The 13,410-nt window shown below is 70.1% G+C and carries 10 protein-coding genes; 4 read left to right on the top strand and 6 right to left on the bottom strand.

The genetic code is table 11. The features are described 5' to 3' along the window. Positions 1-38 precede the first annotated feature (38 nt). The gene (locus tag BJ970_RS04830) at positions 39-218 is read right to left on the bottom strand and encodes a hypothetical protein (protein ID WP_184724226.1); all 180 of its coding nucleotides are present in this window, start codon (positions 216-218) and stop codon (positions 39-41) included. A gap of 170 nt (positions 219-388) precedes the next feature. On the opposite strand from BJ970_RS04830, the gene BJ970_RS04835 reads away from it, so the two are divergent. Together BJ970_RS04835 and BJ970_RS04840 are read left to right on the top strand one after the other, a co-directional pair. Continuing rightward, the gene (locus tag BJ970_RS04835) at positions 389-1,867 is read left to right on the top strand and encodes a DNA-3-methyladenine glycosylase 2 (RefSeq protein ID WP_184724228.1); all 1,479 of its coding nucleotides are present in this window, start codon (positions 389-391) and stop codon (positions 1,865-1,867) included. Positions 1,868-1,913: 46 nt separating this feature from the next. After that, entirely contained in the window at positions 1,914-2,414 is a 501-nt protein-coding gene (locus BJ970_RS04840) for a methylated-DNA--[protein]-cysteine S-methyltransferase (RefSeq protein WP_184724230.1), read from the top strand. A 279-nt stretch (positions 2,415-2,693) separates the two neighbouring features. On the opposite strand, the gene BJ970_RS04845 is transcribed toward BJ970_RS04840, so the two are convergent. Further along, positions 2,694-5,645, bottom strand: a complete 2,952-nt coding sequence (locus BJ970_RS04845; protein ID WP_184724232.1) for an AAA family ATPase — start codon at positions 5,643-5,645, stop codon at positions 2,694-2,696. Beyond that, on the bottom strand, positions 5,642-6,826 hold the full coding sequence (locus BJ970_RS04850; protein ID WP_184724234.1) for an exonuclease SbcCD subunit D: 1,185 nt from the start codon (positions 6,824-6,826) through the stop codon (positions 5,642-5,644). The genes BJ970_RS04845 and BJ970_RS04850 overlap by 4 nt, the downstream gene beginning before the upstream one ends. Before the next feature lie 340 nt (positions 6,827-7,166). On the opposite strand from BJ970_RS04850, the gene BJ970_RS04855 reads away from it, so the two are divergent. Further along, the gene (locus BJ970_RS04855) at positions 7,167-8,060 is read left to right on the top strand and encodes a DNA recombination protein RmuC (protein WP_246471204.1); all 894 of its coding nucleotides are present in this window, start codon (positions 7,167-7,169) and stop codon (positions 8,058-8,060) included. 48 nt (positions 8,061-8,108) lie between these two features. Here the strand turns inward: BJ970_RS04855 and BJ970_RS04860 are convergent, their stop codons facing one another. The 3 genes from BJ970_RS04860 to BJ970_RS04870 all read right to left on the bottom strand — a co-directional run bounded on the left by BJ970_RS04860 (position 8,109) and on the right by BJ970_RS04870 (position 12,146). Beyond that, positions 8,109-9,005, bottom strand: coding sequence for an alpha/beta hydrolase fold domain-containing protein (locus tag BJ970_RS04860; protein WP_312864121.1), 897 nt, complete (start codon positions 9,003-9,005; stop codon positions 8,109-8,111). A 121-nt stretch (positions 9,006-9,126) separates the two neighbouring features. After that, positions 9,127-10,626 (bottom strand): FGGY-family carbohydrate kinase, encoded by a 1,500-nt coding sequence (locus BJ970_RS04865; protein WP_184724242.1) that lies wholly within the window; start codon positions 10,624-10,626, stop codon positions 9,127-9,129. Positions 10,627-10,730: 104 nt separating this feature from the next. Further along, complete coding sequence (locus BJ970_RS04870) at positions 10,731-12,146, bottom strand: L-fucose/L-arabinose isomerase family protein (RefSeq protein ID WP_184724245.1); 1,416 nt, start codon at positions 12,144-12,146, stop codon at positions 10,731-10,733. Positions 12,147-12,391: 245 nt separating this feature from the next. On the opposite strand from BJ970_RS04870, the gene BJ970_RS04875 reads away from it, so the two are divergent. Then, a complete protein-coding gene (locus tag BJ970_RS04875; protein WP_184724248.1) occupies positions 12,392-13,387 on the top strand; it encodes a LacI family DNA-binding transcriptional regulator in 996 nt (331 codons plus the stop codon). The last annotated feature ends 23 nt before the right edge of the window (positions 13,388-13,410 follow it).

Here is a 13,410-nt window from a genome sequence, read left to right on the forward strand (position 1 = left end):
CTGTGGTTTACGAGCGGAACGACACGCAACCCGCCGCGTCAGCCATCGTCTTCCTGGTCGCGGTCCTGCTCGTCGCCGCCGTCTTCCTGCTCCTGCTGCTGCTCGGGAGCCGGTGCAGGGTCGTTGCAGCCCGCCGTGACCATCAGGGCAAAGGCGGCACTCGCCACCGCGCCGAGGAGCTTGAAGCCGCACCTGGTTCGGATACTCGATTGAGCCATGACGCGACAATAGGGATGAATCACGCAACGAGCACGAATCTAGATCGAAATCCCTCATCAACCGGGCCTGGCCGTCGTCGGCGAAGCCGCTCGTGCGGCGACTGCGACCGGACTTGAGCGTGTCTGATTCCCGCTAGTAACTGCCCCGGGGCGCTGGCACGATCGAAGGCATGTTGGTGGGAACCGAGGAAGCGCTGCGGGCCGTCGCCGCACGCGACGCCCGTTTCGACGGCTGTTTCATCCATGCCGTGCGCACAACTGGTATCTACTGCCGCCCCTCCTGCCCGGCCCGCACGCCCAAGCGCGACAACAGCCTGTTCTTCCCCACGGCCGCCGCTGCGCAGGCCGCCGGGTACCGCGCGTGCCGACGGTGCCTGCCGGATGCCGTGCCGGGTTCGCCGGAGTGGAACCTGCGCGCCGATCTCGCCGGTCGCGCCATGCGGCTGATCACCGACGGGGTCGTGGACCGCGCCGGTGTGCGCGGGCTGGCCGACCAGCTCGGCTACTCGGAACGCCACCTGACCCGGGTGCTGACCGCCGAGCTCGGTGCCGGACCGCTCGGCCTGGCGCGGGCGCACCGGGCGCACTCGGCGCGGATCCTGATCGAGACGACCACGATCCCGTTCAGCGACGTCGCGTTCGCCGCCGGGTTCTCCAGCCTCCGCCAGTTCAACGACACCCTGCGTGAGGTCTTCGGGGTGACTCCGACCGCGATGCGTGGACGGGCGCAGCGGCGCACCGACGTTCCCGGCAGCGCCGGAGTCGTTCAGCTCCGCTTGCCGTTCCGGGCGCCCTGCGATGTGGCTGGCGTGGTGCGTTTCCTCGGCCAGCGCGCGCTCGCCGGACTCGAAGACGCCGGGCCGGACCACTACACGCGCGCTATGCGGCTGCCCTACGGCACCGGCATCGCCACGCTGCGCCCGGACCACAAGTACGTCTCCTGCGCGTTGCGGCTCACCGACCTGCGCGATCTCGGTAGCGCGGTGTCCCGCCTGCGCCGACTGCTTGACCTCGACGCCGATCCTGTCGCCATCAACGAGGTGCTGGGGGCTGACCCGGCGCTGCGATCGACTGTGGCGCGAATGCCCGGGGTGCGAGTGCCGGGCAGCGTCGACGGGATGGAAATCCTGATTCGTGCGGTGATCGGCCAGCAAATCTCGGTAGCGGCGGCGCGCAAAGCGACCGAGCGGCTCGTCACGGCGCTGGGCGAGCCACTCGCCCAGCCGGAAGGCGCTGTGACGACGCTCTTCCCGGCCCCGGAGGTGCTTGCCGAGCACGCGCCGGAGGCCCTGCCGGGGCCGCGTCGGCGGGCGGAGACCGTGCGGGCCGTCGCGGCGGCCATAGCCGACGGCCGGCTGGCTTTGCACTCCGGGCGCGACGATGCCGAACTGCGGCAGGACCTGGAGAACATCCCTGGTATTGGCCCGTGGACGTCCAATTATGTCGCCATGCGGGTGCTCGGTGCGCCGGACGTCCTGCTGACCGGTGATCTCGCGTTGCGCCGGGGCGCCGGGGCGCTCGGTCTGTCCGAGGATCCGGCCGCGATCCAGGCGCATGCGCGGCGTTGGAGCCCGTGGCGCTCGTATGCCGGGGTGCTCCTTTGGGAGGCAGCCGTCAGCGCGGCCCCGCAGGTACAGATGGCATCGTGAATCCGCCGCGCCGCCACGACTTTTCGCACGAGATGCTGGAGCAATCATGATCAAGTGGTCTACCGCGAATACCGCGGCCGGTCCGTTCACCGCCGTGGTCGACGCCGACGATGTCGTACTCGCCTCCGGCTGGACGGCCCGACTCGACGAACTCGTGCCACAGATTTCCCGCGACCTGCTGTCCGCAGCGCCGCGCGAGTCGGCCGACCTCGGCCCGGTGACGCGTGCGATCCGGGATTACCACGCCGGCGATGTCCGCGCGATCGACGAGATCCCGGTGCGGCAGCGCTCCGGGGAGTTCCTGGAACACGCGTGGGAGGTGCTGCGGAAGGTCCCGGCCGGTGAACCCGTGAGCTACACCGAATTCGCTACGCTGGCGGGCCGTCCGCAGGCGGTTCGCGCCGCCGCTGCGGCCTGTGCACGCAACGCGGCGGCACTTTTCGTGCCGTGCCACCGGGTGCTGCGCAGCGACGGCTCCCTGGGCGGCTTCCGCTGGGGCCTCCCGGTGAAGCGCTGGCTCCTGGACCACGAGCGCACGACCGCCTGACCACATCCCGGAAGCCGGGCCCCACTAGGGTCTGCTTATATGCGGCGTAGCCGCTTGCGGTGTGGGACTCAGCTTGCACCGCCGCCCCAACAGGGTCCCAAACGGCTCAGACGTCGCCTGGCGAGGACAGCCCCAGCGCCGTGTATTGGGCATACATAAGTCAGGAATCCCGGAGCCCAGGCGGCGACGGTAACTCCCGCAGGGGGCCGCCACCCGCACCGCTACGCACACCACTTTTGAAGTGCTCTAACACCGCATCGATTCGTCCTCAGTGGATGGTCAGGTCTGTAGTTCCAGGGTGGAGCCGGTGCGGGACTTGCGGACCCGGAGGCGAACCGAGATCCGCTGGCGCATCTCCTCGACGTGGGAGACCAGTCCGACGACCCGGCCGCCCGCGCGCAGATCGTCGAGGGTGTCCATCACCAGGTCGAGGGTGTCGGCGTCGAGCGTGCCGAAACCCTCGTCGATGAACAGGGTGTCCAGCAGCGCGCCGCCGGTCTCGGCGGCGACCACGTCGGCCAGACCGAGCGCCAGCGAAAGCGAAGCGAGGAAAGACTCGCCACCGGAGAGGGTCTTGGCCGGCCGGATCTTGCCGGAGTAGTCGTCTAGCACGTCCAGTCCGAGGCCGCCGCGGGTTCCCCGCGCCCCGGCCGCGTCGGAATGCACGAACGAGTACCGACCGTCGCTCATCCGCTGCAATCGGCGAGTGGCCGCGACCGCCACCTCTTCCAGCCGCGCGGCCAGCACGTATGCACGCAGCGACATCTTGCGTGCGTTCTGCCCGCGCCCGTTGACCACATCCGCCAACGCCTCCAGCTCAGCGTGCTCCGCCAACGCCGGGCCGAGCTCCGCCCACGCCGCGCGCAGTCGCTCCGCGAGTCCGGCGATGTCGCGCTGCCGTTGCTCGGCGCGATGCGCCAGCGCAGCCGCACGCTCCGCGGCTTCGCGTGCTACAACGGCCTCCTCGGTGGCCTCTTCGAGGCCGACCTCGGCGTTCGCGTCTACGCCGAACAGCTCCGCGCTGGCCAGCGCTGCGCGGGCTCCTGCGGCGCTTTCCTCGATTTCGGCGAGCATCCCGGTGAGCTGCGCAAGCCGTTCTTCGGTTCGCTCGGCGGCGAGTGCGGCCGCCACGTCGTCGAAGCCGGCCGCGGTCGCGGCTTCGGCCAGGGCCGTGTCGTGTTCGGCCATGCGGTGTTCGGCGTCGTCGTGGGAGGTCCGGGCGGCGACGAGTTGCTCGATGCGGGTCGCGGTGTCGAGCAAGTGCGCCCGTCGATCGGCGATGCTCGGGAAGTCGGCTCGCCCGTCGCGCAGCCTGGCCTCACGTTCGTCCACTGTGGTCACCAGGGCGGCGTGCTCGCTGCGGGCCGCAGCGACCCGGCTTCGCAGCTGCGACAATTGTTCGGTCAGACGCTCGGTGGACTCTTCGAGTTCGGTCAGGTGTTTGCCGCGTTGCGGTAGTTGCGCGGCAGTGTTCTGGAGTGCGTCGCGTTCGGCGTGGAGTTCGGCGAGTTCGGTGGCCAGGTCCGGCTCACGGTGCGCGCCGAGACGCTCGGTCAGGTTGTCGACATGTTGCTGCGCTCGTTGCGCTTCCGACGTGGCCTTTTCCCGGCGGGCGGCCGCGCGCTGTTCTTCTTCCCGCGCGTTGTCCTCGTCCTCGGCGCGCACCGAGTCGTCGACCGGTTCGCCGGGCTCCGGGTGTTGCGGCGAGCCGCAGACCGGACATGGTTGGCCGGGCGAGAGCCGGGCCGCGAGTTCGGCGGCCATCCCGGCGAGTCTGCGGGCGCGGATGTCTTGCAACTGATCGCGGGATTGCTGGTGGGCGTCGATGGCCTGCTGCGCCCGGACGGTCGCCGCCGCGAGTTTCTGCTGCGCTCCGGGCAGTTCCCGCGCAGTCTGCAGCAGAGCGGCCATCTCACTGCTACGGGCCTGCACCGTTTCCAGCCGCAGTTCGGCGTGTTTCGCCTCGTCGACCTGTTGTCGCGCGGCGCTGATGCGATCCGGCAGGGTGGCCTGCCGCCCGACGAGCTCCGTCTCCCGGTTCTCGTCCGCAGCGATCCGCTCGGCGTGCGCGGCTACCTTCTGGAGGTCGATCTCCTGTTGCTGCGCCTCGGGAATCAGATGCGCGAGAGCGCCGGCTTCCTCCCGCTTCGCGCCCGCGAGCGAACGCAGCCCGGCTAGCGAGGCGGTGGGGTCCACCTCGCAACGGGCAGCCGCGGCAACGACCGCCGCGCGTGCTTCGTCGCGTTCTCGCTCGACCCGCAGCGCCGTTCGACGGGCAACGAGCACCGGGACCGCGCGCTGTGCGGCTTCCCGTTCGGCTCGCCAAGCGTCGTGCTCGGCCCGCTGGTCACCGATCTCGGCGAGGGTCGCGTTGGCCTGCCGGACCCGGCGGACTTTCTCCGCCAGCGCTCGGCGCTCGGTCAGCTTGGTCTCCGCCGCTTCCCGCGCGCGCCGCAGGCGGGAGTGTTCGGCCTGCGCGCCCTCAAGTTCGCGAACGGAGCGCTTTTCGATGTCCTCCAGCCAGTTCTGCTCGTCCGCGTCGGAGCCCGGTTCGGCCCCCGAGACCTGCGAGACCCGCGCAAGCAGCTCGCGGACCTCCTGGGTCTGCGTCTCGACCTCCCGGCCGCGCTCCCGGCGGCGCTCGACGAACCAGCGCTCGACCTCGCCGAACCGCTGGGTGCCGAACAGTTTCTCCAGCAGTTGCTCGCGTTCCGTGGTGTCCGAGCGCAGGAACTTGGCGAACTCGCCCTGCGGCAGCATCACGACCTGGAAGAACTGCTCGACGGTCATCCCCAGCAGCCGCCCCACCGTGCGACCGACCTCGTCGATGCGCGTCAAGCCTTCCGGCGGGAGCTCGGTGGGGGCTCCATCGACCCAGGTCAGGGATGCCTTCGCCGGCTGCGTCGTGTAGCCGTCGCCGCGCTTCTTCGGCCGCTGGTACTCCGGGCTGCGTGCCAACCGCAGCCGCTGCCCCTGCACCGTCAGTTCCAGCACGACCTTGGTGGCGGTCTCGGGTTCCGCCGTGTCGCAACGGAGCCGTTTGACGTCGCCGCGCGCGCCCGGCACCGAGCCGTAGAGCGCGAAAGCGACGGCGTCCAGCAACGTGGTCTTGCCCGCGCCGGTGTCGCCGTGCAGCAGGAAGAGACCATCGGTGCCGAGCCGATCGAAGTCCACCCGCTGGTGGTCGCGGTACGGACCGAACGCACTGAGCTCCAGGTGGTGCAGTCTCATCTCGTCCCCTCGGTCGCAGCCACCGCCCGCAGCGCCTCGTCGAGCAGCGCGCGTTCGGATTCGTTGGGTTCCGCGCCCCGGCAATCGGCTACGAACGTCGCCGTCAAGGCGTGGTCGTCGCGACCGCGCACGATCTCGGCGTAGCGCAGCGGCGCGGTCGCCCGACCGGTCGCCGGTTTCCACTCCAGGTGCACGGCGTGCGGAAAGCGCTGTTGCAACCGCCGCATCGCCTCCAGCGGGCGCACCTCGTCGGTGAGGGTCGCCGACAGGTAGCAATCCTCCAAGTCGGCGTGTTCTGGCTGGGTGAGCAGGTCTTCGAGCAGCCCTTGGACCGCGGCCAGCCGCCGGGGCACCGGCAGTTCGCGGCGCTCGACCCCCGCCAGCCCGTCCGCATCCAGCTCGACCAGCCACACCGACTTGCGGTGCGCCGCCTCGGAGAACGAGTACGCGAGCGGGCTGCCGGAATAGCGCAGGTGCTCGGCGAGTCGCTGCGGCCCGTGCAGGTGCCCCAGCGCGACGTAGTCGACGCCGTCGAACACCGAGCCAGGCACCTGCTCGACGCCGCCGACCGCGATGGTGCGTTCCGAATCGCTGCTATCGCCGCCGGTGACGAACGCGTGCGCCAGCACGACCGAACGTGTCCTCTGTGGACGTTCGGCGAGTTCGGCGCGCACCCGGTTCATCGCCTCGGTGAGCACCGCCGTGTGGCCGCGCGATTCGATCTCGGGGCTGGCCCCGGCCACCTCGGCGCAAGCTTGCAGCGCGTGGCGCGCCGGATCCGGTTCAAGGTAAGGAATCCCGTAGAAGGCGACCGGACCGTGCCGGTCGTCGATCAACACCGGTTCGTGCAACCGCGCGATCTGGGTGCGCAGATGCAGGCCGCCGGCGGCGGCGAACTCGGCGAACGCGCCGACGCGGGCGGCGGAATCGTGATTGCCCGAGGTGACCACCAACTGGGCACCCGCCTCGCGGATCCGGGCGAGCACCCGCACGCAGGTCTGCACCGCCTCACCCGACGGCACCGCGCGGTCGTAGAGATCGCCCGCGATCACCACGACGTCGACCTGTTCCTCGGCGACCAGGTCCGCCAGCCCGCCCAGGACGGCTTCCTGATCTCCGAGCAGGTCTCGCCCGTGGAAAGTCCGTCCCACGTGCCAATCGGAGGTGTGCAGCACTCGCATGAGCCTCAAGTTATCGGCGATTCCACCGAACTTCGTCGACCCCCCACATCGCTTCGGCGTGTCGTGCACCTCAAATCCGGTGAGTGACAACATGATCACCAAAAGTGATCATGCGGGCCGCTGATCGCCAGGTTCGCGATGACTGAACGTCGATCGGGAAAACGTAGACTCTGCCGCGAATTCGTGCACGGCGCACTGGCGATACGGCTGTGCGTGATGTTGTCGGACGTGTCCGCCATTATGTGAGTTGCCACGTTCACTACCGGACGGAGCTCATGTGGGTACCGGCGTCCTGATCACCATCGTCGTCGTCCTGACGCTGTTGTTCGCGGCAGCGCTGATGCTGATCTGGCGGCTGTATACGGACACCGCGCGCCGCGCCGACGAATCGCTGCGCATGGTCGAAACCGAACGCGCCCGCGCCGCCGAGCAGCAGGCCGCGCTGCGGCGCTACGAGGTGGCGTTCGCCTCCATCACCGGCCGCGGCGAGCTGGGCGAGCAGGTGCTCGTCGAGACCGCGCGGTCGCTGGGGCTGCGCGAAGGCATCCACTTCACGCTGCAGACCGACCTCGCCGGCGGCGGCTCCGCGCGCCCCGACATGGTGCTGGCCGTCGGCGGCGGGCGTCAGGTCCCGGTCGACGCCAAGGCGAGCCTTGCCGTGTGGGCCGAGGCGATGGAGACCGACGACGCGGAGGAACGCACCGACGCGCTGCGGGTCCACGTCCGCAACATCCGGTCGCGCGCCACCGAACTCGCGGGCAAGGGCTACCAGAAGTGGGCCGATGCGATTTATGGCTCGATCATGTTCGTGCCCTCCGACGCGGCCGTGATCGCCGCCCTGGACACCGACCCGCAGCTGCTCACCTGGCTGCTCGACAAGCGGGTTTTCCTCTGTGGGCCAACGGGCTTCGCGGTGCTGGCGTCGGCGTCGATGTTCGCCGCGACCGAACGCACCATCGCCGAGGACATCGAGCAGGTGCGCGCCCAGGCGGTGCGGGCCCAGCGCGCCGCATCCAACGCGGTGGATGCGGTGAACCTCTCCAGCACGCACTTGCAGCGCTTCGTCTCCGCCCGCCGCCGCGAACTCGACGCGCTGGAATCCTTTCGCGGCACGGTGCAACCGCTGGCCGAGGCCGCGGGCGCGGGCGGCGTCGGCACCATCCGCCAGGACGAGGAGGGTTTGGTCCTGGGGACCGGCGATTTCCATCGAAATCAGCGCTCCGATATCCATTGAAATCGCCGGCGGTGCGATGGCACGGCATCCGCGATGCGGAAGAACGGCTCAGACGTGGTTTTCGACGAAGGCCGTGACCGTGTCGACGATCAGGACGTTGTCCGGGCCTCGGCCGAAACCGTGCTCCAGGCCTTCGTAGGGGTGCAGTTCCACCGTGACACCTCGGCGGCGCAATTCCTGGGCGAAGTCGAGGCTCTGGTCGATCGGGACCAGCGAGTCCGCGGTGCCATGCTGGATCAGGAACGGCGGCTCGTCCCCGGAGATGTTCTTGATCGGGCTGGCCGAGTCGGCCGTGGCCGGGCACTCCACCGGCATGCAGCCCAGGAGCTCCGTCACGACACGGCGCGCGTAGTCCGGTATCTGCGGATGCGCCACCTGCGCCTCGGCGCTCATGTCCGTGGGCCCGAACCAGTCCACCACCGCGCGGATGCCGGACAGCCCACCGCCCGGCTTCGTCGGATCGCCGGCCACGGCGCCCAACTGCGATACCAGCTGACCGCCCGCCGAGGCGCCCCAGAGCCCGACCCGGCCGGGATCCAGCTGCCACGTCTCGGCCCGCTGCTGGAGCCAGCGCACGGCATCCGCGACATCGATCACCTGCGCGGGGTAATGCGCCACCCCGCTGAGCCGATAGTCCACTGTGGCCACCGCGTAACCGCGCTCCAACAGCCGCTGCGCCACCTGCGCCTCCGGTGCAGCGAGATCGGCGTCCAGCGTGCGGCCCCCGGCATCCCAGCCGCCGCCGTGCACGTACACGATTAACGGCGTCGGCGTCGTCCGCCGTTGCGGCAGGAACAGATCGAGCTTCAGCGCGCCGGTGTCCCGCCGCGCGTAGACCTGGTTCCGCTGCACGCTGGCGGCACCGAGATCGCGGATCGCGACGCCGACCGGCGGGGCCTCGTCGGCGTCAGATTCGCGCGAACAGCCGGCCACGACCAACGCCACGACTGCGAGGCAGGCCGCTAAGACACGCCGTGTCACCGCCATCGGCCCCGCGCCTCCCGATCTCGTTATGGTTCACCCAAAAGAATGAGCTTAACAAGATCGGCGGTATGCCCTTGGCCGATCAGCCACATTCATCCGCGGCGCGCTGCTCACCTGCCAAAAAGTGCGCAATCCGCACCGTGGAGTCGTAGAGGTCCCGGTAGTGGCGGAAGAATGCGTTGTAACGCTCGGTATGCGCCGGATTCGGCCGGACAGTCTGCGTCACCGGATTCCAGCCGTCCGGGTCGACGGCCGTCCCGGTGCCGATGCCGGCGAGCAGCGCGTCACCGTAAGCCGCGCCGACCGTCTCGGCCGGGATCTGCTGCTCCTGACCAGTAACGTCGGAAACGATCTGCGTCCACAGCCCGCCTTGGGTGCCGCCGCCGACGGCGACCAGCCGACGGGCCGTGCCGCCCGCCTCGCCCATCGCCGCCAGGTTGTGGCGAACCCCGAAAGCGATGCCCTCCAGCGCGGCCCGGTACAGCTCGGCCCGGGCGTGACTGGTGGTGAGCCCGGCGAGGACGCCGCGCGCGTCCGGGTCGAAGATCGGCGTCCGCTCACCCGCGAAATACGGCAGCAGCAACAGCCCGCGGCTGCCTGCGGGAACCGCGCTGGCTTCCTCGACCAGCTGCGCGAAATCGCCGTCGACCAGGTTGCGCAGCCACTCGGTGACCGCGCCCGAGGTCGCCATCCCGGCGGCCAGCGTGTAGGTGTCGGGAAACGCCCCGCAGGTGCCCCACAGCGCCGGATGCGGTCGCAGGTCCGTCAGCACCTGGACGAAGAACATCGTGGTGCCGTACATCAGCATCACGTCGCCGGGTTCACGCACACCGACGCTGGTGGCCTCGGCCCACGCGTCCACCGTGCCCGCGGTGACCGCAAGCCCCTCGGGCAGCCCGGTTTCGGCCGCCGCCCGCGCGGTGATCCGCCCGACCACCTCGGTCGGCCACGCCAACTCCGGCAGCGGCAGCCCCGGCGCGACCCGCTGTGCCCAGTCCGCCGACCAGTCGCGGGCGCGCAGGTCGTAGAGCGGATCGCACTGGCTGGCCGAGTGGTGGTCCAGCACGTACCGCCCGGTCAGCCGGTACACCAGGTACGAGCTGCACATCAACAGCATCTCGGTGCGCCGGTAGACCTCCGGTTCGCGTTTGGCCAGCCAGCGGATCTTCGGCCCGACCGCCTGGCTGGACAGCGCCGAGCCGCCCCGGTGCAGGATCTCGTCGGCCCCGAATTCCTCGGTGAGCTCCGCGATCTCCTCGGTCGCGCGGGTGTCCACGCCGTAGAGAATGGCCGGGCGCAAGGGCTTTCCATCGCCGTCGGCGGGCAGCAGCACGGGACCGATACCGCTGACACCTAGGCCGGCGATCTCCCGGCCCTCGGCGGCGGAGACCAGTTCCCCGGCCAGCGCCAGGAAGTCCTCCCACCACACCGATTCCGGGTCGTGCTCCACCCAGCCCGGGTGCGGGTAGGAGGTCTCGTGCGGCCGGGTCGCGCGGGCGATGATCCGCCCGTCGGTGCTGACCAGCACCCCCTTTGAGCTCGCCGTGCCGATGTCGATCCCGAGCAACACTGCGTCGGCCATTGCGCTGTCCCTCCTCGTCGCCGGACCGCTGCGGGCGACCTCGCGAGAGACCGGCGCCCACCCGGGTCAACCTCTCGCGAAATCACTCCCAACCGTAGGCCCGATCAGCCCCGGGTCCACTCGTCGAGGCGAACGTCCAGTTGGTCCGCCACCGCGCGGAGGGCGGCACGGTGGTCGCCGGGCACCGCGTGGATGTGGTTGGCGCCGAACTTCGACAGGAACAGCTCGCCCGGCGCGTCCAGCCGCGCGAAGGCGTGCGGCCATTCCGGCGTCGACTGGTTCATCAACTGCTGGTTGGTCGCGTCGTCGTAGCTTTCGAACTCGCCGAGCATCAGCTGCAGCCGGTACGCACCGTCCTCGCGAGTCAGCCGGCCCAGCGTCATCTGCCCCGGCGCCGCGATGTGCTGCACCGCCGCACCACCCGCCGGGAAGAAGAACACCTCGGGATAGAAGTTGACCTTCGCCAGGTTCTCCGCCGGATCGTCGCTGCGGGCGGCGTACCAGGTGGCGTGCTGGCCCGAGTTGCACAGGTCCCAGATGTCCCGGTCACCGTGGTAGTGCCGTACGTCGGCGAACAGCACCGGGGTGCCGGCCACCGCCTTGAACAGCTGCATGGTCAGCGCGCCGTCCATGTCCGCCTCGGTGGCGCAGACGTGCGGTTCCTTCGGGCCGTTCCAGTCGTATGGGTCGTTCAGGAATGCCTCGGTGATGTCCATCGTGGCGAAGTGCTCGGTCAGCTCCGGTTGCGCCTTGATCCCGGAGAAGTCCAGATTGCGCTCCGCGATGATGTCCCGGATGGCCAGGTAGGACCGGATTTGCCGCTCCAGCAGCTCCGGCGTCAGCTTCTTGCCGTCGTAGTGCACGCCCGCGGCGCGCTGCTCGATCCACTCGCGAGCCTCCTTCGCCTCCGCGGGGTCGGCCTGCTCGGCGCGCAGGACCAGCTCGTACTGGTCGATCTCCTCCACGTCGATGCCGAACTTGCGCATCCACTGGTCGGTGTTGGCGACCGCGGTGTTCATACCCATCGGCCGCCCGCCGAACCGGCCGAACGTCGAGCCGTGCAGCGACCGCACCGCGGCGGATGCCGTGGCGTGCACGCCGATCTTGGCCACCAGGTCGGCGTCGTCCGGCGCTCCCCACGCCCGCGTGTGGCGGCGGCCGACCTGATCCAGCGCACCGCCCGCGGCGAGCATGCCGACCAGGCCCGGCTCGGTCGGGTCGGTGCTGGCCACCAGCACCAGCGGGCTGCGGGTGGCGTCCGCGGCCAGCATGGTGAAGTGCGGGAACGCCCATACCGCGTAGTAGAAGACCGTCACGTCCACGTTGGCGGCGGCGACCTTGCGGGAGACCGAAGTGGCGAGCGCGTTGGTGGCGACCAGGTCGTCGCCGACCACCACCTCGTGCCCGGCGTCGCGCAGCGCCCGGACCAGGGAATCCTGTTTGGACTTAATGAAATCCGCGTTCCGTGCGTGGACGTAGTCACGACCGTCGGAAATGCTGACTACACCGATGCGAGCCACGATTCCTCCCAAGTTCGCTGACAGGCGGCTTTGACTGCTGCGGAACCGGCGGCGGGAGCACGTGGGCACGCCATCCCGGCGGCACCGGTGAACTCCCCGCGGGGCTGCCCGACCGGGAAAACTCGCCACTTCAGTTGCCGATGAGACCGGCGAGCAATCGTTTACTCGGACGCTATTCTGGCATCACACGGGCTGTCAAGACGGGCGGCCCGCCATCACTCGGCTTGCGGGCACGAGGAGGAGCCGTGGCAACGATCAGTGACGTGGCGACCCGCGCCGGGGTGTCCACCGCGACGGTTTCCCGCGCGCTCAACGGCAAGAGCACCGTCGATCCGGAGCTGGCCGCGCGGGTGCTCGCGGCCGCCGCCGAACTCGGCTATCGCCCCAATGGACCGGCCCGCAACCTGCGCAAACAGGAGACCGCGGTGCTGGCGTTGATCATCTCCGACGTGGAGAACCCGTTCTTCACCGCGATCGCCCGCGGCGTCGAGGACGTGGCGCACGCCGCCGGTTACTCGGTGGTGTTGTGCAACTCCGACGACGAACCGGACAAGGAGCGCGAGTACATCGACGTCGCCCTGCAGGAGCGGGTGGCCGGTGTGCTGCTGTCGCCAAGCGGGCGCGGGGACAGCGCCGAACTGCTCGGCCGCAACGACACCCCGGTGGTGGCGGTGGACCGGCCGTTGCCGAACTCGCCCAGCGACACGGTGCTGGTGGACAGCAAGGGCGCCGCGCGGGAAGCCACCCAGCACCTAGCCGAGCAGGGCTACCGCCGGATCGCCTGCCTCACCGGCCCCAACGGCGTGCTGACCGCCGACGACCGCCTCGCCGGTTACCGCGACGGGCTGCGCGCGGCGCAGCTGCCGGTTCCGGCGGCGCTGGTCCGGCGCTCGGAGTTCAAGGCCGCCGGGGCGAAGCAGGCCGCGCGCTCGCTGCTGAGCCAGGACGACCAGCCGGACGCGATCCTGGTGGCCAACAACATGATGGCGGTGGGCGTGCTGGAGACCTGCGCCGAGCTGGGCCTGCGACCAGGCCGGGACATCGGCGTCGTCGCCTTCGACGACGCGCCCTGGGCGAGCCTGCTCGACCCGCCGCTGACGGTCGTCGCCCAGCCCGCCTACGACATCGGTGCGGTGGCCGCCCGGCTGCTGCTCGGCCGGATCAGCGGGGAACGCGTCGACGCGACCACGACAACGCTCTCCGCGCACCTGGTCGTCCGAGCCAGCAGCACCCGCCCCTGAACGTTCACCTCGCTAGAAGTGGC

It is taken from the genome of Saccharopolyspora phatthalungensis, from assembly GCF_014203395.1.
GTDB classification, from domain to species: Bacteria; Actinomycetota; Actinomycetes; order Mycobacteriales; family Pseudonocardiaceae; genus Saccharopolyspora; species Saccharopolyspora phatthalungensis.